The following is an 18,136-nucleotide window of genomic DNA, read 5'->3' on the forward strand; positions in this document are numbered from 1 at the left end:
AACTCCCCCGATGAAAAAAGCTCTTGTCTTCGCTTCCCTTCTCGTCGCCACACCGCTTATCGCCCAGTCGGCACCACAGGTCCCCGGCCAGGTCGATGCAAACCGCGTCACCGCCGGCACCTATGCCACCGATCCCGGCCATACGCTGATCGGCTGGCGCGTCAGCCATTTCGGTTTCAACGACTATTTCGGCATTTTCGGTGACGCCACCGGAACGCTCACCATCGACCCCGCCAATCTCGGCGCCGCCAGGGTCGATATCACTATTCCGGTCAGCAAGGTGACCACCGCCAGTGCCGGCCTGACTGAACATCTGCTGCGCCCCGGCAAGGATGGCGGCCCGGCTGACTTTTTCGGCCCCGAGCCGGCGGATGCGCGCTTCGTTTCGACCGCCGTGGTCGTAGACGGCATGACTGCCAAGATCACCGGCGATCTCACGCTCAACGGCGTTACCAAGCCGGTCACCCTGGATAGTGAATTCACCGGCGCCGGCACCAATCCGTTCAACCGAAAGGAAACGGTCGGCTTTGAGGCGACCACAACGATCAAACGCAGCGATTTCAACGTGAATTACGGTATTCCGTTTGTCAGCGATGAGGTCGAACTGGATATCTCGGTCGCATTTGAGAAGCAGTAAGCCACCAGTTCTCAGCATAAAAAAGGGGCGCTGCCTTGTGGCAAGCGCCCCTTTTTTTAGAGAATTAGCGTTGCTTATGCTTTGTAGTGCTCGCTGGCATCGTGCTGGGGATAGTTTACGTCGCCCTGCTCGATGAATTTCTCTTTTTCCGGAGCCCAGTTGCTCTTCACTTCTTCGTTGAAGTTCAAATAGAGCTTGCCATCGACAATCTCGTAGACATTCGGATCGCCGGGTGCGAGCGCATCCTTTGCACCAATGGCCCAAGCGCAATAGCCACCATAAGCAGGTGCGAATTTGGCAGGATCACCGGCAAATTCCTTGGCATTTTCTTCGCTGGCAAAACGATAATCATAGCCCTGATAGACCACAACATGGTCTTCGCTGCCTTCGACCGGAACACCGTCACCCTGAAAATAGGACACCGCGTCATAGCCCGACAGCGCCAGCGTTTCGCCAGGCTCTGCGGTATAGACCGGACCGGCCGGCTGACCGCCCAGATCGGCGACAATGCTGCTGGAGGCAGCGGCAATGTCATCGGCCGGGGCATCGGTAGCACCACCACAGGCGGCAAGGGCAAGGCTGGCTACAGCCGCGAACAAAATCGATTTCTTCATGATAATAAACTCCTTGATTGCGTTATCATATGGCTGTTCGCGCATCGTTGCGCAGGCGTTACACTTGCATCAGAAAAAATATTCTGTCTTCCCAAAACAATCCTTCGAAATACGCAAAGGGCCTTCGCCCGTCAGGGAGCGAAGGCCCTTTTACCGATACCGGACAGGTTACTTGGACGCCGAGCAGGCACCACAGGCTGAGCAAGCGCCGCAGGCTGAACACGCACCACAGGCTGAGCAGGCATCATCCGAGGCACTGCACGCGCCACAGGCACCACAATCGGCAGAGCAGGCGGAACAAGCAGCGCAGCCGCTGCACGCGCTGCAGGCCGAGCAGCCGGCACAAGCATTCTGATGCGCGGGGGTTTCAAACGCGGCTTGCGCCGGTGCGGCGGCAATCGTCATTCCGCCGGCAACGGTCATCATCGCGGCGACAGTTTTCATCATGGACATGGTTTTCTCCAGTTCAGGGACAGGGATGGTATTAAGGGAAAAGCGGTGCCGGAGCCGAGAATGCGGCCCAGGAAGATGCAACCTGCCCCGGCACCTATCGGTGGTTTCAGCCACCGAATTTCGCATTGTCAGGAATGGACGGCCATTGTGCATCCGCCTTGGCGATAAAGCCGGGGACGTCCTTCAGCCAGGTCTGCTGCACATTCTTGTTGAAATTGAGATACAGCTTGCCGTCGACAACTTTGTACAGCAGCGGATCACCCGGGGCGAGCGAGCCGCGCGACATGGCCCAGGCACAATGGCCGCCATATTGCGGCGCAAAGGCGGTCGGGTTCTGTTTGAACTTCGTGGCATTGGCTGCCGAGGCGAAGAAATAGTTGGCGCCTTTATAAGACACTTTGAATTTGTCCGAGCCGCGCACCGGCTGTCCATTGCCCTCAAAATAGGACACGACATCATAGCCACTGACGGCGGTATTGCCTTCCAGGCCGGTAAAGGTCGGACCGGCAATGGCAGCGCTGGTCAATGCAGCGCCGGTGGTGGTCGCCGCCAGAACCAGGGCGAGCGAAGTCATTAAAGTCTTCATGGCATTTATCCTTGCATAGGGGTAGCGCATTCAAAACGCTTGGTTTTGAACAGGTATTGCGAGACATAACTGTCACCATGAGCTTCGCCGCAGGAGCGGATAAGGTTTCATTGGGCGATAAAAATTTTCAGCACTTTGCGGTTTCGCCTTGCATGCGGCGACCGGCTGAGCCACGCTGGAACTATGAAAACAGGTACTGGCATTCTGGATCTACGACTTACGCGCCCTTGGGCGTGAACCGTGCCGCGCAGCTGCCCGGCGCAACATGCCCAGGGACAATTTTCGATAGATATGATCCGCCAGCGCCGCTGATGGCGCGCCACCAATGAGCATATAGAATCCATCATGCTGAAAGACCCGTCACAAAAATATCGCCCCTTCCCGCTCATCGACTTGCCCGACCGGCAATGGCCCGACCGGCAGATCACGCAACCGCCGCGCTGGCTCTCAACCGATTTGCGCGATGGCAACCAGGCGCTGATCGACCCGATGAATGCCGAAAAGAAACAGCGCTATTTCAACTTGCTGGTACAGATCGGGCTGAAAGAAATAGAGGTCGGTTTTCCTTCCGCAGGCGAGACCGAATTCTCCTTTATCCGTGGACTGGTCGACAGCGGCAATATCCCCGAAGACGTCACAGTGCAGGTGCTGACCCAATCGCGCCGAGACCTGATCGAACGCAGTTTCGAGAGCCTGGCAGGGGTACACCGCGCCATAGTGCATCTGTATAATGCCGTGTCTCCCGCATGGCGCGAGATTGTTTTCGGGCTCGATCGCACCGGGGTGTGCGATATTGCCGTCAGCGGCGCCGAAATCCTGATGGAGCAGGCGGCGCGCTACCTGGAGACCGACTGGCGTTTCGAATATTCGCCCGAGACCTTTTCCACCGCCGAGCTCGATTTCTCGCTCGAGGTCTGCGAGGCGGTGATCAGTGTGATCCAGCCAACGCCCGAAAAGCCGCTGATCCTAAACCTGCCCGCTACAGTCGAGGCCGCGACACCGAATATCTATGCCGATCAGATCGAATGGTTCTGCCGCCATATCTCGCGCCGCGACAGTGTCATCATCAGCCTGCATCCGCATAATGATCGTGGTTCAGGTGTCGCTGCCGCCGAGCTCGGGCTGATGGCAGGGGCCGACCGCATTGAAGGCTGCCTGTTCGGCAATGGCGAACGGACCGGCAATGTCGATCTGGTTACGCTGGCGCTCAATATGTACACGCAAGGCATCGATCCGGGGTTGGATTTTTCCGACATGGACGCCATTGTGAGGACCGCCGAGCATTGCAACCAGCTGCCGGTGCCTGCACGCCACCCCTATGCCGGTGAGCTTGTTTTCACCGCCTTTTCCGGTAGCCATCAGGACGCGATCAAAAAAGGCTTTGCCGATCAGGAAAAACGCAACGATCCGCATTGGCGCGTGCCGTACCTGCCCATCGACCCTGCCGATCTGGGCCGCGATTATGAAGCGGTGATCCGCGTCAATTCGCAAAGCGGCAAAGGCGGCGTTGCCTGGGTACTGCAACAGGATTATGGCCTGCGCCTGCCGAAAAAGCTCCAGGCGCATTTCAGCCGCGCGGTGCAGAAACTCGCCGATGACCTTGGTCGCGAGCTGCATTCGCAGGATATCTGGCAATGTTTCACCCGCTATTATCATCTCGATGGCAGCGGTGCCTGGCAACTCGGTGACTATGCGGAACAGCGCAAGGGCAGCGATTATCTGCTCACCGGCACGGTGACCGGTCCCGGCGGCGATATCGCGATTAGCGGCCGCGGCAATGGCCTGATGTCGAGCGTGGTCAACGCACTGTCGCAGACGCTGGAGCATGCTATTGATATTATCGACTATCGCGAACATGCCATCGGCCATGGGTCGGACGCCCGCGCCGCTGCCTATGTCGAGGTGCTGATCGACAATCACCGCCATTTCGGTGTCGGCATCAATGAAGATGTTGCCACGGCCTCGCTGGAGGCGCTGCTAAGCGCGCTGAATTCCGTCTGATCCTCCTCCCCGTCCCAGGGAGGATTACAATTTAACCGATCACTTAAATCGCGTTGACCCCTACGGTCATTACACTATGACGGAACAACCGCGCTGCCGCGCCGTTCACTTACCACTATCCCGAACATCCGGAGAGAGACACCATGGCCCTGCCCCCGCTTTTCGACAATCTACGCCTGCCGATCATTGGCTCGCCGCTGTTTATCGTATCCGGCCCGGAGCTGGTCATTGCGCAGTGCAAGGCCGGTATCGTCGGCTCCTTCCCTGCGCTCAACGCGCGACCGCAAGCCTTGCTCGATGAGTGGCTGCACCAGATTACCGAGGAACTGGCGGCGCATAATCGTGATAATCCTGATCGTCCTGCCGCGCCTTATGCGGTGAACCAGATTGTCCATAAATCGAATGACAGACTTGAGCAGGATATGGCCACCTGTGCCAAATGGCAGGTACCAATGGTCATCACCTCCCTCGGCGCCATCGAGGATCTTAACAAGGCGGTGCACAGCTGGGGCGGCATCACCATGCACGATGTCATCAACGATCGTTTCGCCCATAAAGCGATTGAAAAAGGCGCGGATGGCCTGATCCCGGTTGCGGCAGGCGCAGGCGGCCATGCGGGCACGACTTCGCCCTTCGGCCTGATGCAGGAAATCCGCGAATGGTTTGACGGCCCGGTTGCCCTGTCTGGCTCCATAGGCACCGGCGCGTCCGTGCTTGGCGCACAGGCCATGGGCGCTGATCTCGGCTATATCGGTTCAGCTTTCATTGCCACCAAGGAAGCCAATGCGGACAGCGGTTATAAAGGCGGCATTGTCGAGGGCCGCGCCTCCGATATCGTCTATTCCAACCTGTTCACCGGCGTGCATGGCAATTATCTGCGCCAGTCGATCGAGAATGCCGGTATGGACCCGGACAACCTGCCCGATGGCGATTATAGCACGATGAATTTCGGTTCGGGCGGCAATACCGACAAAAAGGCCTGGAAAGACATTTGGGGCAGCGGTCAGGGCATTGGCGCGGTCAAGGAAGTGCTGAGCGTCGCCGACATGGTCGATCGGCTTGAGCGCGAATATCTCGAAGCCAAGGCCCGCATGGACAGCATCGCCAGTGCCGGATGGAAGGAACTGGCAACGGTCTAACATTCATCCTTCCCGTTCTTGGCGAGGATATTAAATTTCTACCTGGCTGCCCAGTTCTACCACCCGGTTGGTCGGTAGCCGGAAGAAGTCCATCGGCCCGGCGGAATTGCGCAACATCCAGGCGAATATCTTCTCGCGCCATAGCGGCATTTTTGGCTTTTCCGATGCCAGAAGCGTCTGGCGCGACAGAAAGAAGCTGGTCTGCATCATGTCAAATGGCAGGCCGCACTGCTTTACCTGTTTCAGCGCCTTGGGAATGTCGGTTTTCTGCATGAAACCGAAGCGCAGGATCAGTCGGTAAAAACCGCTGCCCAGATCGTCGACCTTGCAGCGTTCGGACGGCTCGATAAAGGGCACCTGCTCGATCTTCACGGTCAGCACCACAACCCGCTCATGAATCACCTTGTTGTGCTTCATATTGTGCAGCAATGCGGGTGGCACACCAGCAGAACTGGACGCCATGAAGATCGCGGTGCCCGGTACCCGGGTGGCGCTGTTCTTCGCCGACTTGGCGAAGATCTCGAGCGGCAGTGCACCATCATCCATGTTCTCACGCATCACCTTGCGCCCGCGTGACCAGGTGGTGAGCATGGTAAAGGCAATGGCACCGATCATCAGCGGGAACCAGCCACCATCGGGCACTTTGGTCAGATTGGCGGTGAAATAGGAAAAGTCGACGATGAAGAATATCGCCAGCATCGGCACCGCATACCAGGCACGCCATTTCCAGACCGCCAACACCAGCACCGCCAGCAGACAGGTGTCTATGGTCATCGCGCCGGTCACGGCAATGCCATAAGCCGATGCGAGATTGGATGAATTGCCGAAGGTCAGCACCAGAATGATCACCGCCGTCATCAGCATCCAGTTGATCACCGGGATATAAATCTGCCCGGCTTCGGAGGCGCTGGTATGCTTGATCGAAAGGCGCGGTACAAAGCCCAGCTGGATCGCCTGATGGGTGATCGAGAATGCGCCGGAGATCACCGCCTGGCTGGCAATAAAGGTTGCCACCGTCGCCAGCAGTACAAGCGGCAGGCGCAGAAATTCGGGTGCCAACAGGAAGAACGGATTCTGGATGACTTCGGCGGCTTCCGGCCCGCTTAGCCGGTCGATCATCGCCGCCTGTCCGAAATAGTTGAGCAGCAGGGCCGGCATGACAAAGCCGAACCAGGACAGCCGCATCGGACCGCGACCAAAATGGCCGATATCGGCATAGAGCGCTGCCGAGCCGGTCACCGCCAGCACCACAGAACCGAGCGCGAGGAACGCCTCCCAGCCATCGGTGATGAAGAACTGCACCGCATACCAGGGGTTGAGCGCCAGCAATATTCCGGGGTTCTGGGTGATCTGGATCGTGCCCAATGTCGCAATGACCGAGAAATAGACGATCATCACCGGCGCGAACAGCGCGCCTATCTTGGCGGTACCGCGCGATTGCAGCACGAACAGGAACACCAGCAGCGCCAGCGCAATCGGGATCACCAGTGGCGTCAGATCGGAATTGACTACGGTCAGCCCCTCGACCGCCGACAGCACCGAAATTGCCGGAGTAATCATGCTGTCGCCGTAGAATAAAGCGGTGGCAAAAACGCCGAGCAGAATCAGCAAGGCGCCATAGCGGCTACCGCTGACATTGCGCTGAATCAGGGCCACCAGTGCCAGTGAACCGCCCTGCCCCTTATTGTCGGCACGCATCAATATGGTCACATACTGGATCGCCACCACCAGCGTCATAGACCAGAAAATCAGGCTGACCACGCCAAAGACATGCAGCTTGTCGAGCGCCAGATTATGCGCCCCGACAAAGGTCTCGCGAAAGGCGTAAAGCGGGCTGGTGCCGATATCGCCGAAGACAATACCTATCGCCCCCAGCGCGAGCTTCCATGTCGCGCCATGCTGGTCCGGCTGTGCTCGCCGTGCCGAAAATTCGGCTTTAACCTTGGAGGCCATATTCCGTCGTCATTGCGTATCGGGATTTCCGGATCGGTGCATCACCGGTCCTCCCGGTATCTCCCTGTTGTGGGGCCGTGTCTGAATATCGCGATATTCAATAGGCTGGCGCCATTATCATGGCCGATGGTGCAGTGCAATATGTGTCCGCCGAAAGCCGACTCAGGCCTCGGGCTGTTCCGTATCGGGACTGCCCGATTCCGGTTTTTTGTCAGTGCCTTGTCCAGGTAACTGAGTTGGCCCGATCATGCTGTCGATACGCGCCAGACGCTGTTCCAGATCGGCACGCCACGGGGCATCTTCGGGCGAGCGGTCATAAAGCTCTTTCCAGATCGCGCGTGCATCTTCGAGTCGTCCGCTCTGTGCCAGTGAAAGCCCCATGAAAAAAGGCGGTGCCGGATGCTCGGGCGACAATGTCGCCGCGCGCTGAAAGGCGAATTGCGATGCCGGTGTCAGCAGCCCGTCACTATGCCCGACCAGAGCATTGCCCAGCGCAACCCAAAGATCGACATTTTCGGGGTGGTCCTTGACAGCATTACGCAACACTTTGGCAGCTGCGGTATATTTGCCCTGTCGGCTCTGGGCATCGGCAAGAATAAGCCATTGCTGCGCATCGCCAAAGCGCTCACCCATGGCGTTGCGCGTGGCCAGCAACGCCTCATCGGCTTCGGCAGCTTCTTCGCGCGGCGCCTTGTTCGCGCTCTCCAGTGTCGGCGAACCCTGCCAGGCATAACCGGCAATGCCAAGGAACAGCGCCGCTGCGATCAGCTGCATCCCGGCCATGGGCGGACGGGCGATGACATAAACCGCGATCAGCGCCAGCAGGCCGATAATCCCGATAAACAGCAGCGCCATTATTCCGTAACCTCACTATCGGAAGCAGCGCCGGTGAAACGCCGCCGCGCCAGAAACAGGCCTAGAGCGAGGAACAGGATCGGCGCTACCCAGAGCGGCCAGGTCACGGCATTGAGCTGCGGTGCATAGGATACCCAGTCGCCATAGCGCTCGATCATCCAGGTACGGATCTGCTCCGGCGATTCCCCGGCAGCGATGCGCGTACGCACCTGATGACGCATGTCACCTGCCATCGGCGCATCCGAATCCGCGATCGACTGGCTCTGGCACTTCAGGCAGCGCAGGCTCTCCATCAGCGCCTTGGCCTCGGCCTCCTGCATCGGATTATCGAGCTGGCGATAGGCATAGGGCGCGGGCGGCAGGCTGTCCTGTCCAACCGCAATTGACGCAGAAATGAGCATCACGAGAAACAGCATCACCCGGATCATTGGCGCGCCTCTTCCAGCTTTTCGAGGATCAGCGGCACGGCGTCCTCGCGGATTTCGCCAATATGCTGATGCACGATCCTCCCCTGCCCGTCGATGACAAAGGTCTCGGGCACACCTGACGAACCGATGGCCAGCTGGATAGAGCTGATATTGTCGGCGCCTATGCGGCTATAGGGATTGCCGTTACGCGCCAGAAATGCCTGCACATCGGCAGGGCGGTCGCGAATGGCGACACCATGGATAATCACACCCGAACGCGCCAGCTGTTCGAGCTGCGGCGCCTCGATGATGCAAGGTACGCACCAGCTGGCAAAGATGTTGAGCAGCTTCGGCTGGCCATCAGTGAAATCCGCCTGTTTCAGACCGCCACTGCCTTCAATCGCGGGTGGCAGGTCGAATACCGGCAGATCCTGCCCCACCAGCTTGGAAGTGATGACCCGGTCGGTCGGATTGGCGAGACTGAACGCGGCAATCGCCAGCAAAAGCGCAAACAGGCCAAGCGGCAACCAGATCAGCCAGCCGCGCGATTTCAGCGATTGTGTTTCGGTCATGCTCTTGCTCATGCGGGAACCGCCTGCCCTGCCGCTTCGGGCGCGGCACTGCTACGGCGCACCGGACGACGGCGGCTGAGCTGGAACATGCGTCCGATCAGCGCCAGCAGGCCACCCAGCCCGATCATGATGCCACCATACCAGATCAGCGGCACAAAGGGTTTCCACCACAGCCGCAATTGCCAGCGGCCATCGGGCGCGCGCTCGCCAAGCACTGCGTAAAGCTGGCCGTCCCAGCGGGTGACCAGAGCCGCTTCGCTGGTATTGGTCGGTGGTGATGAGAACATCCGCGCCTGTGGCGCCAGCTCAACCGGCTCGCCATCGCCGCGCTGGGCAGAAAGCCGCGACTCAAGTGCAGTCCAATTGCGCCCGGCAACCGGCTCGACCGCAAGCAGCGTAATACTCCAGTCGCCGACCTGATGGCTCTCACCAATTGACGACGCAACCAGCGTTTCCATGGTGAAGGCTGATTCCGAGGCCATGCCGGCCATCGTCACCGCCACGCCGAGATGCGCCACCACCATGCCCCAGACCGGCAGCGAAGCGCGTTTGGTCTGGCTGCGAAACAGCGGCATCACACTGGCCACCGCCAGCATTGCCGCCATCGTCAGGCCAAGCGTCGGCAATATCCCCGCTGCGGGACCAAAGATCACTGTCAGCAGCAGCGCCAGAGCCCCAGCGGCCGATGGTAGCGCCGCGGCGGACATCAGCTGCGCCTTGTCGCTCTTGCGCCAGCGCAGCATCGGGCCGACCGCCATGATCAAAACCATCGGCACGAAGAAGATGGCCGAGGCCGGATTGAAATAGGGCGGGCCGATCGAGACCTTGGTGCCCGTCGCTTCTGTTACCAGCGGATAGAGCGTACCCATCAGCACGATCGCCAATATGCCCATCAGCAGCAGATTGTTGGCCACCAGAGCGGCCTCGCGGCTGAGAAACTGGAATTTCGTTCCCTCCTGAACCGTACTGGCGCGCAGGCCAAACAGTGCCAGCGCACCGCCAATATAGATGGCGAGCAGCACCAGGATGAAGCTGCCGCGTTCAGGATCGACGGCAAAGGCATGGACGCTGGTCAGCACCCCCGAACGCACCAGAAAGGTGCCGACCATCGACATGGAAAAGGCCACCACTGCCAGCATCACGGTCCACGCCTTGAGCGCGCCGCGATTGGCGAGAACCGTGACCGAATGCAGCAGTGCCGTCGCCGCCAGCCATGGCATCAGCGACGCATTCTCCACCGGGTCCCAGAACCACCAGCCGCCCCAGCCCAGCTCATAATAGGCCCAATAGCTGCCGGCGGTGATGCCCAGCGTCAGAAATATCCACGCGCCCAGCACCCAGGGCCGCATCGCGCGGGCAAAGGTCGGTCCGACCTCGCGGGTCACCAGCGCGCCGACGGCAAAGGAAAAGGCGATGGAAAGACCAACATAGCCGAAATAGAGCGTCGGCGGATGAAAGGCGAGGCCCGGGTCCTGCAATAAGGGATTGAGCCCTGCCCCTTCCAGCGGCGTCGGCAAAATCCGCTCGAACGGATTGGAAGACAGCAGCAAAAAGGCATAAAAGCCGATGCTGACAAAGGCCTGCGCCGCCAACGTCGCGATCATCATCGCCTGGCTGATACGCTTTTCCAGCATCGCCACCAGCGCGCCCGACATCGCCATCACCGTCACCCATAACAGCATCGAGCCTTCGTGATTGCCCCATGCACCAGCCAGCTTGTAGAGCCAGGGTTTCAGCGAATGGCTGTTGGTCGCGACCAGCTTGACCGACAGATCGGTGACCCAGAAAATCTGGATCAGGCAGAGGAAAGACAGCGCCACCATGACGCCCTGGACAATGGCTAGCGGCCGCACCACCGTTGCCAGTGTTGCGCTGGTGCCAGCGTCGCCGCCGCGCAGAATAATGATCCCGATAGCCAGTTGCATCACCGCCAGTGCAGCGGCGAACCATAACAGGCCGAGACCGATTTCAGCGATCATTCGCGCGCGCTTCCCGCCCTGGCGGTGCTCGCGGCAATGGCTTCCTTGTCCAGGCCTTCCAGCTCACGCGGCATGTAATTTTCATCATGCTTGGCGAGCAGATTGTCGGCGACAAAGGTCAGACCATCGGCGGCTAAGCGTCCCTCGGCGACAACACCGGACCCCTCGACGAACAGATCGGGAGTGATGCCGGTATAGGTAACCGGGATTGTTGCCTTGCCATCGCCGACGATGAAATTCACCGTGATGCCATCGGATGCGGTCCGGATAGAACCCTGTTGCACCATGCCACCGAGACGAATGGCCTGGTCTGGCGAGACACCTGCATCGGCAAGTTCCGAGGGCGTGTAGAAATAGGAGGCCTGCTCGCGCAGCGCATAGCCGGCGAGGAATACCGCCACCAGCACGATGGCAACGGCGCTCAATATCAGCACCAGCCGTTGATGTTTGGCCTGGATCATTTGCGTTTCAGCTCCTCAAGCCGCTTTTCAGCGCGGCGCTGGGCCATCAGGCACCAGGCGATGATCGCCACGCTGCCGCCAATGCCCAATATATAGACGGCAATGACATAGGACCACTGGTTCACGCCATTGCCTTTCGGCGCAGTCGCGCCTCGATACGGATCTCCGCCAGCAATTGCCGCATGCGCAGCAGGACCAGCGCCCCGAATATAAGGCTGAATCCCAGAACCGCTATCCCTAAAGGCCAGAGAAAGGCCTGATCGATGGCCGATTTGCCAACGCTGATGCTGGCCGGCTGGTGCAGGCTGTTCCACCATTCCACCGAGCGGTTGACGATTGGCACGCTGACCGCGCCGACCATGCCGAATATCGCGGCAATGCGCGCGGTGCCGGTGCGTCCGGCAGCCGCCTCGCGCTGCGCCTCGGCAGCAATTGCCATATAGCCGAGATAGAGCAGAAACAGCACCAGCATCGAGGTCAACCGTCCGTCCCATACCCACCATGTGCCCCAGGTCGGGCGCGCCCAGATGGCGCCGGTCACCAGGCAGATCAGTGCGAAAAAAGCACCGGGAAGCGCCGATGCACGGGCCGCAATACCGGCCAGCGGATGGCGCCACACCAGCTCGACCAGGCTGGCGATGGCGATGCTGGTCCACCCCGCCATACCCAGCCACGCAGCGGGCACATGAATATACATGATGCGTACCGTCTCACCCATGAGCCGGTCTGCCGGAGTAGCGAACAACCCCATCCACAGCGCAACGGCGACGAGAATAATGCCTGATAGCAGCAAGACCGGCGTCAGCGGCCTGGCGATCGACAGGAAACGATTGGGATTTGCAAAACCATGCATTGTTCAAAACCGGTATAGCGGATCACCGAGTGATCGTCTTGGTGCATCCTGTTGCCATGAGCGCGGGGCAGTCTCAAGCGTAATTAGCGCTTTGGTCAGGCAATAATGTGGTCCGCGTCACAGTTGCTATCAGGGCATTACAGGAAAGTGGACCATCCTGTAGCGTGGTCAGGCACGCCCGATCCGCTGCTGCGCCATGGCATCGGCGACGTCCGCCGCCGGCATATCGCGCGCGCTGCTTTCCTGCCAGATCGCTTTCAGACGGTCGGGGATGCGTCCCACACGTTCCATGACCTGTTCGCGCGAACAGGGTTCGCCATCGCGCTGTGCAAGATATTCCAGCGCGACGCTGATGATCCCGCCAGCATTGATGACATAATCGGGGGCATAGACAATGCCATGCTGATGCAGAAGTTGCGCATTCTCGGCGCGGGCGAGCTGATTGTTGGCGCCACCAGCAATGATTTTCGACTTGAGCGCCGGGATAGTCTGCTCATCGAGTATCGCGCCAAGTGCATTGGGGCTGAAGACATCGGCATCAACAGTCATGATCGCATCGCTGTCGACATGCTCGGCACCAAGCTCATCGGCGAGCGCTGCCGCGCGATCAATATTGACATCGGCAAGCACCAGTCGGGCTCCATCCGCAGCCAGCAAACGCGCCAGACCGCCGCCAACGCTGCCCACGCCCTGCACCGCAATCCGCACATCGCGCACGCTATCTGTTTTAAGGCCCTCGGCTACTGCAGCCTTGACGCCGAGATAGACGCCATGTGCAGTAAACGGGCCCGGATCACCGCCAGCGCTGGAGGCATCGCTGACCGGCAGGCCGGAAACATAGCTGGTCCGTTGCGAAACAGCGACCATATCGGCATCGGTAATGCCGACATCTTCTGCGGTGACATAACGCCCGCCCAGCCCTTCAATCGCATCGCCAAAGGCGGCCAGCATCTCGGGTGTCTTGGTGCCCTGCGCATCGGCGAGAATAACCGCTTTGCCACCGCCCATGGGCAGACCGGCCATTGCGTTCTTGTAGCTCATACCGCGCGACAGGCGCAGCGCATCGGTCACCGCATGTTCGCGGTGAGCATAATGCCAGAAACGGGTGCCGCCGGCGCCGGGGCCGAGCGCGGTGGAGTGCAGCGCGATGATGGCGCTCAGACCCGAGTCCCGGTCATGCACAAAATGCACCACCTCATGATCGTCAAAATCAGGCAGATCCCAAACCGACGTCACTGCATGTCCCCTATCGGCGCGTCATGGCCATATACCGCAGGCAGCGGCATCTCGTACGATGCGACACGGTTGACAATGCTATCGGGAAAATGGGGCGATCGAGGGGTCTCGAACCCCCGACCTCCGGTACCACAAACCGGCGCTCTAACCAACTGAGCTACGATCGCCATATCCCGCGACAGGAAACTGCATCCGCGTGCGCCGCGCTCTTTAAGGGTCGGTTTCGACAACCGTCAAGCGGGGAATCCGTTGCTTTTCGTTTCTTGCGCATATTGGCCGATAGCAAAAGCGAAGTTTTCGTCAAGCGCGGCAGAAGGAAATATTCAATCGCTGTCCCAGCGGCGCCAGACAACCCGCGACGGCTCGATATTGCCATCGATCAATGCACGCTCGACCAGCACAGCATCGCCCAGTGTAACCCGCGTTTCCAAACCATACCAGCGAGTGTTGAGCACCGCCTGCTGCTGAACCCCGGCATTGACTTCCGGCTGGCCGCTCTCGACCATCTGCCAGAAGGAGAATACACTGCCAAAGCCCTGAGGCGGCCGGGTTGCGAGTATTTCGCGTATCCGGCGCAGCGGATATTGCGACGGCAGCAGCATCGCGATCAGCGGAAACTGGTCCTGCCGCACCTGATTGATGTTGATCCGCGACATCTCAGCTGCCGGCAGAGCACACAACCATGGCCGCAGGCGGTCAAAGGTCACCGAGTCCATTCCGCGCACTGCGCGCAACTCGCCAATATCGTTGATCAGCTGGCCAGCGGTGCGATAGGGCTCGTCCTCGCGCAGGTAAAAGCCATCCTCAGCACCGCCCGGATTTTCCTGGGCATCGGTGTCGATCCAGTCGGCAATTGCCGCCGCCAGCGCACGGCCGTCACGCGCATCGATCTGAACGATATTGGCGAGCCGGACAAATTGCTCCATCGCCTCGGGCCGGGTCGACAGAAGACCGCTCTCTCCCGTGACCAGTGAATTGATGTTGAAGCAGGTGGCCGCGTCACGCACCGTTATCTCGGCAGCACCACGTTCCAGCGGCACTTGTTGCTGCAGTCCCTCCGGAGTAAGGCCAATGGGCGGCAAGCGGCCACCCTGTCTTTTCAGGTCCGTAATCTGCCGCATCGCCAATGCCTCGATGCCCAGTGCCGACCAGCGTGCCGTCTCGCGATCAGCACCGTTGACGGCCAGCCGAGTCGCCAGCGTCGAGCGCTCGAGCATCAGTGCGGCAATTACAGAGAGAACCGCCACCAGCAGCAATACGGTCAGCAGCGCCGCACCACGCTCGGACCGGTTGCCAGGGTGCGTAGAGGGTAAGCGGACCTTCATCGGCGATATCCCGTACCCACAGGGGTAACGATACGCACAGGTGGCTGACCGGTGCGTGATATGGTCAGTTCCACTGCCAGCGGCTGGTCGAGAATATTGTCGACCAGCCAGTCATCCTGCCACTGGCCGTTGGAGAGACGATAGCGGATAGCGACATCTTCGACATCGTCGCCGATCACCGTCTCGCGTCCTGCATCGCTGCCATCGACATGGATGAAAGCAAAGCGGCTGAGACGATTATCGGCAAAGCGATATTCGATGCGCTGAACGGTGCTGCCCCCGACCTCGCCATTGTCGTCCATCATCTGCACACCGCCGCGGACAAATCCGGCAAGCACCTCCTCATCGGTATAAAAGGCTGGACGCGGATTGCCGCGTGCATCGCGCACCGGTCGCTGCAGCGCCAGCGCCATGTCCTGGCGCATGATGGTGGTGAAGCGCCGCAACTTGGATATCTCGGCAGACTTTTCACGGGCCATGTTTTCGCTGTCGGCACTGATCCTGAGCAGCGCCACCGCCGCGCCGGAAAGCAGCGCGAAGATGAAAAGCGCAATCATCATCTCGATCAGGGTGAAACCCGCACTGGCACGGCCTTGTGGTCTGGCGCAGCCCTGCTCGCTCATGGCTCGGCCCTGCGGATGACTTCCAGTGTATAACCACGACCGCTGCCGGTCGGCTCGGCGTTGCGTACGGTAATGGCGACCCGCAGCAACAGCCCTTCGGCCTCGGGGACGACGGTCTGCTCCCATTTGAAAAGGCGGCCGGCATTTTCACGTTCGCCCTGGTCTTCACCCAAAGGGGGAGGCAGCGGATCGGTCAACACTTCGGCGGCAATATTCTGGGCCACCAGTTCCTGCATCAGCCGGTCATCAAGCGTCGCCGTCTGCGACAGGGTGAAGCTGGTCAAACGGATCAGCGCCAGCGCTGCCAGCCCGAAGATGGCAAGCGCGATCATCATTTCCAGCAGCGTGAAACCTCTGGCATCGGCACTGCCTTGGTGATCACGACGGACAGGAAAAATGTGCACCGGGAAAAGCATAGCTCCGCTATAATTTGGTTGGCGCATGAATGCAGCACCCTATTTGCTTTCGCTGCAATTTGGCTAAAACGGAGAATATGGAGACTCGAACCATGGAAAACCGGCCTGCCCCTGCTACAGGCAGCAATCAGTGCGATGTTGCCACGCTGATCGCCAACCCCGGGGTGCAAAAGGTGCCGAGCCCCAAGCTGGAACTGTTTATTTACAAGAACTTCCTTGATCCAGAGAGTTGCGCCCATCTGGTGAAACTGATTGATGCTGATCGCCGGCCTTCGACGATCGCCGACCCTAATGGCGATGACTATTTCCGCACCAGCGAGACATGCGACCTCAACCATGAAGACCCCGTTGTCGCTGCGCTGGACAAGAAGCTTTCAGAACTGTCGGGCATAGAACAGAAATATGGCGAGACACTGCAAGGCCAGCGCTATGCCGTCGGACAGGAATTCAAGGCACATACCGATTATTTCGAGCCGGGCGGTCAGGATTATGACCGTTATTGCTCGGTTGCCGGCCAGCGGACATGGACTTTCACCGTGTATTTGAATGAGGTCGATGCTGGCGGCGCGACACGATTCAAAGCGATAAAGAAAACCGTGCAGCCGGAAACCGGCAAGCTGCTTGGATGGAATAATCGCCGGCCCGATGGCAGCGTCAACCCAACCACTATCCATCACGGGATGAAGGTGCGCAAGGGCGTCAAATATATCATCACCAAATGGTATCGCGAGAAACCGTGGCGCTAAGCACGGTGCCATGCGCTTCGATATCCTTTGACGGGTTGTAACGGCGGTGAATGGGAAAACCCGTTACCAGCCCGGTCCGGCACTGCTGGTCACCGCTGCCTTTATCGGTCCCGGTACAGTCACCACTGCGACCCTGGCAGGCAACCAATATGGCTTTGCCCTTTTATGGGCGCTGCTGTTCGCCACCATCGCCACCATCATCCTGCAGAATATGGCGGGGACAGTCGGCATGGTCCGCGGCCAGGGGCTGGCCGAGGCGATGCTGGCGACATCGGGTAGCGTCGCAGGGCGTATCATCATCGCGCTGCTGTTGCTGGTGGCACTGGCCGTCGGCAATGCCGCCTATGAAGCAGGCAATATCGCTGGTGCGGTTATCGGTTTCGACCTGCTTTTCGGTGACGCTGCAACAGACAGGTCGCTATCGGTCGGCCTGATCGCCATTCTGGCAATGATCGCGCTGCTATGGCCGGGGCGCAAGGCTTTGATCGGCCTGCTCACGGCACTGGTACTGGTGATGAGCCTCGCTTTCCTTGCAACCGCGATCCTCTCCGGTGTTGATCTGCAAGCCTTTATCCGCGGTTTCCTACCCGTCATCCCGCAAGGCGGGACACTGACTGCCATCGCCCTGATCGGCACCACTATCGTGCCTTATAACCTGTTTCTGCATGCGGCACTGGCGCGGCAGCGCTGGCCACAGGCCAACACGGAAGCGCTCTGCGAAATGCGCAACGACACTATCGGCGCGGTGACACTGGGCGGGATTGTCTCCATCGCCATATTGTCCACCGCCGCAACCCATTTCGCCGCGCATGGCGTCGCGATTGATGGTCCAGCTGACCTGGCGCTGCAGCTGGAACCGCTGGCGGGTGCCTATGCCCCTCTGCTGCTCGGCACCGGGTTGTTCGCCGCCGGGCTGACCTCGGCGATCACAGCACCTTTGGCGACCGGAATCATCGTCACCGAGATCGCTTCCAGCCTGTTTGCACTTTCTGCTGACAAGGCATGGGTCGAGCGGATAGTGGCACTGACTATAGTCTGTATCGGTGCCATTATCGCCATTAGCGGGACTTCTATCATCGCCATTATCGTCACCGCCCAGGCAGCCAATGGGCTGTTGCTGCCGGTCGTCGCCATCATGCTGTATCGCCTGCATTATCATGGTCCACAGGCCGTTGCGGGCAAACATGTAACAAGACTTGCAGGATTGCTGGTCATTGTTATAGCGTCGCTTCTCGGGTCGCGACTAATTGCCAGAAGCCTCGGGATATGGGGATAATGCG

20 protein-coding genes and 1 tRNA gene are annotated in these 18,136 nt (G+C 59.6%); 6 read left to right on the forward strand and 15 right to left on the reverse strand.

What is annotated here, in order from left to right; genetic code table 11:
• Window positions 1-10: 10 nt before the first annotated feature.
• The gene (locus AAFX04_07715) at window positions 11-637 is read left to right on the forward strand and encodes a YceI family protein (GenBank protein MEO1045306.1); all 627 of its coding nucleotides are present in this window, start codon (window positions 11-13) and stop codon (window positions 635-637) included.
• A 74-nt stretch (window positions 638-711) separates the two neighbouring features.
• On the opposite strand, the gene AAFX04_07720 is transcribed toward AAFX04_07715, so the two are convergent.
• Complete coding sequence (locus tag AAFX04_07720; GenBank protein ID MEO1045307.1) at window positions 712-1,251, reverse strand: YHS domain-containing (seleno)protein; 540 nt, start codon at window positions 1,249-1,251, stop codon at window positions 712-714.
• A gap of 172 nt (window positions 1,252-1,423) precedes the next feature.
• On the opposite strand from AAFX04_07720, the gene AAFX04_07725 reads away from it, so the two are divergent.
• Entirely contained in the window at window positions 1,424-1,606 is a 183-nt protein-coding gene (locus AAFX04_07725; protein MEO1045308.1) for a hypothetical protein, read from the forward strand.
• Window positions 1,607-1,810: 204 nt separating this feature from the next.
• Here AAFX04_07725 and AAFX04_07730 read toward each other — a convergent pair whose 3' ends face one another.
• Window positions 1,811-2,290, reverse strand: a complete 480-nt coding sequence (locus tag AAFX04_07730) for a YHS domain-containing (seleno)protein (protein ID MEO1045309.1) — start codon at window positions 2,288-2,290, stop codon at window positions 1,811-1,813.
• Window positions 2,291-2,632: 342 nt separating this feature from the next.
• Here AAFX04_07730 and leuA point away from each other — a divergent pair, with 342 nt between their 5' ends.
• Both leuA and AAFX04_07740 read left to right on the forward strand, forming a co-directional pair.
• Window positions 2,633-4,291 carry a 2-isopropylmalate synthase gene (leuA, locus tag AAFX04_07735; protein MEO1045310.1) on the forward strand — a complete coding sequence of 553 codons (1,659 nt, stop codon included), beginning with the start codon at window positions 2,633-2,635 and terminating at the stop codon, window positions 4,289-4,291.
• A gap of 143 nt (window positions 4,292-4,434) precedes the next feature.
• Window positions 4,435-5,430, forward strand: coding sequence for a nitronate monooxygenase family protein (locus AAFX04_07740; GenBank protein MEO1045311.1), 996 nt, complete (start codon window positions 4,435-4,437; stop codon window positions 5,428-5,430).
• Between the two features lie 30 nt (window positions 5,431-5,460).
• On the opposite strand, the gene AAFX04_07745 is transcribed toward AAFX04_07740, so the two are convergent.
• The 13 genes from AAFX04_07745 to gspI all read right to left on the reverse strand — a co-directional run bounded on the left by AAFX04_07745 (window position 5,461) and on the right by gspI (window position 16,098).
• Complete coding sequence (locus AAFX04_07745) at window positions 5,461-7,383, reverse strand: potassium transporter Kup (protein ID MEO1045312.1); 1,923 nt, start codon at window positions 7,381-7,383, stop codon at window positions 5,461-5,463.
• Window positions 7,384-7,545: 162 nt separating this feature from the next.
• Window positions 7,546-8,238, reverse strand: a complete 693-nt coding sequence (locus AAFX04_07750; protein MEO1045313.1) for a tetratricopeptide repeat protein — start codon at window positions 8,236-8,238, stop codon at window positions 7,546-7,548.
• Window positions 8,238-8,666, reverse strand: a complete 429-nt coding sequence (locus AAFX04_07755; GenBank protein MEO1045314.1) for a cytochrome c-type biogenesis protein — start codon at window positions 8,664-8,666, stop codon at window positions 8,238-8,240. The genes AAFX04_07750 and AAFX04_07755 overlap by 1 nt, the downstream gene beginning before the upstream one ends.
• Window positions 8,663-9,229, reverse strand: a complete 567-nt coding sequence (locus tag AAFX04_07760; GenBank protein ID MEO1045315.1) for a redoxin family protein — start codon at window positions 9,227-9,229, stop codon at window positions 8,663-8,665. Before AAFX04_07760 ends, AAFX04_07755 begins: the two co-directional genes overlap by 4 nt.
• Window positions 9,226-11,196: a heme lyase CcmF/NrfE family subunit gene (locus AAFX04_07765; GenBank protein MEO1045316.1), complete on the reverse strand. Its 1,971-nt coding sequence runs from the start codon at window positions 11,194-11,196 to the stop codon at window positions 9,226-9,228. The genes AAFX04_07760 and AAFX04_07765 overlap by 4 nt, the downstream gene beginning before the upstream one ends.
• Complete coding sequence (ccmE, locus tag AAFX04_07770; GenBank protein ID MEO1045317.1) at window positions 11,193-11,654, reverse strand: cytochrome c maturation protein CcmE; 462 nt, start codon at window positions 11,652-11,654, stop codon at window positions 11,193-11,195. Before ccmE ends, AAFX04_07765 begins: the two co-directional genes overlap by 4 nt.
• Window positions 11,654-11,782 (reverse strand): hypothetical protein, encoded by a 129-nt coding sequence (locus tag AAFX04_07775; protein ID MEO1045318.1) that lies wholly within the window; start codon window positions 11,780-11,782, stop codon window positions 11,654-11,656. The genes ccmE and AAFX04_07775 overlap by 1 nt, the downstream gene beginning before the upstream one ends.
• Entirely contained in the window at window positions 11,779-12,510 is a 732-nt protein-coding gene (ccmC, locus tag AAFX04_07780) for a heme ABC transporter permease CcmC (protein MEO1045319.1), read from the reverse strand. Before ccmC ends, AAFX04_07775 begins: the two co-directional genes overlap by 4 nt.
• A 168-nt stretch (window positions 12,511-12,678) precedes the next feature.
• Window positions 12,679-13,746: a Glu/Leu/Phe/Val dehydrogenase dimerization domain-containing protein gene (locus AAFX04_07785; protein ID MEO1045320.1), complete on the reverse strand. Its 1,068-nt coding sequence runs from the start codon at window positions 13,744-13,746 to the stop codon at window positions 12,679-12,681.
• A gap of 90 nt (window positions 13,747-13,836) precedes the next feature.
• Window positions 13,837-13,913 (reverse strand) — tRNA-His (locus tag AAFX04_07790).
• Window positions 13,914-14,069: 156 nt separating this feature from the next.
• The gene (gene gspK / locus AAFX04_07795; protein MEO1045321.1) at window positions 14,070-15,071 is read right to left on the reverse strand and encodes a type II secretion system minor pseudopilin GspK; all 1,002 of its coding nucleotides are present in this window, start codon (window positions 15,069-15,071) and stop codon (window positions 14,070-14,072) included.
• The gene (gene gspJ, locus AAFX04_07800; protein MEO1045322.1) at window positions 15,068-15,694 is read right to left on the reverse strand and encodes a type II secretion system minor pseudopilin GspJ; all 627 of its coding nucleotides are present in this window, start codon (window positions 15,692-15,694) and stop codon (window positions 15,068-15,070) included. The genes gspK and gspJ overlap by 4 nt, the downstream gene beginning before the upstream one ends.
• On the reverse strand, window positions 15,691-16,098 hold the full coding sequence (gene gspI / locus AAFX04_07805) for a type II secretion system minor pseudopilin GspI (protein ID MEO1045323.1): 408 nt from the start codon (window positions 16,096-16,098) through the stop codon (window positions 15,691-15,693). Before gspI ends, gspJ begins: the two co-directional genes overlap by 4 nt.
• A gap of 104 nt (window positions 16,099-16,202) precedes the next feature.
• On the opposite strand from gspI, the gene AAFX04_07810 reads away from it, so the two are divergent.
• Both AAFX04_07810 and AAFX04_07815 read left to right on the forward strand, forming a co-directional pair.
• Complete coding sequence (locus AAFX04_07810) at window positions 16,203-16,856, forward strand: 2OG-Fe(II) oxygenase (GenBank protein ID MEO1045324.1); 654 nt, start codon at window positions 16,203-16,205, stop codon at window positions 16,854-16,856.
• 46 nt (window positions 16,857-16,902) lie between these two features.
• The gene (locus AAFX04_07815) at window positions 16,903-18,132 is read left to right on the forward strand and encodes a divalent metal cation transporter (protein MEO1045325.1); all 1,230 of its coding nucleotides are present in this window, start codon (window positions 16,903-16,905) and stop codon (window positions 18,130-18,132) included.
• Window positions 18,133-18,136 lie beyond the last annotated feature (4 nt).

It is taken from the genome of Pseudomonadota bacterium, assembly GCA_039818985.1.
In the GTDB taxonomy this organism is placed as follows: Bacteria; Pseudomonadota; Alphaproteobacteria; order Sphingomonadales; family Sphingomonadaceae; genus Alterisphingorhabdus.

Coding starts and splice junctions, on each gene's coding strand:
- AAFX04_07740 (MEO1045311.1), top strand. CDS start 4,435: ATGGCCCTGCCCCCGCTTTTCGACAATCTACGCCTGCCGATCATTGGC.
- AAFX04_07760 (MEO1045315.1), bottom strand. CDS start 9,229: ATGAGCAAGAGCATGACCGAAACACAATCGCTGAAATCGCGCGGCTGG.
- AAFX04_07750 (MEO1045313.1), bottom strand. CDS start 8,238: ATGGCGCTGCTGTTTATCGGGATTATCGGCCTGCTGGCGCTGATCGCG.
- AAFX04_07755 (MEO1045314.1), bottom strand. CDS start 8,666: ATGATCCGGGTGATGCTGTTTCTCGTGATGCTCATTTCTGCGTCAATT.
- AAFX04_07765 (MEO1045316.1), bottom strand. CDS start 11,196: ATGATCGCTGAAATCGGTCTCGGCCTGTTATGGTTCGCCGCTGCACTG.
- ccmC (MEO1045319.1), bottom strand. CDS start 12,510: ATGCATGGTTTTGCAAATCCCAATCGTTTCCTGTCGATCGCCAGGCCG.
- AAFX04_07745 (MEO1045312.1), bottom strand. CDS start 7,383: ATGGCCTCCAAGGTTAAAGCCGAATTTTCGGCACGGCGAGCACAGCCG.
- gspJ (MEO1045322.1), bottom strand. CDS start 15,694: ATGAGCGAGCAGGGCTGCGCCAGACCACAAGGCCGTGCCAGTGCGGGT.
- AAFX04_07715 (MEO1045306.1), top strand. CDS start 11: ATGAAAAAAGCTCTTGTCTTCGCTTCCCTTCTCGTCGCCACACCGCTT.
- gspK (MEO1045321.1), bottom strand. CDS start 15,071: ATGAAGGTCCGCTTACCCTCTACGCACCCTGGCAACCGGTCCGAGCGT.
- AAFX04_07720 (MEO1045307.1), bottom strand. CDS start 1,251: ATGAAGAAATCGATTTTGTTCGCGGCTGTAGCCAGCCTTGCCCTTGCC.
- AAFX04_07810 (MEO1045324.1), top strand. CDS start 16,203: ATGGAAAACCGGCCTGCCCCTGCTACAGGCAGCAATCAGTGCGATGTT.
- AAFX04_07730 (MEO1045309.1), bottom strand. CDS start 2,290: ATGAAGACTTTAATGACTTCGCTCGCCCTGGTTCTGGCGGCGACCACC.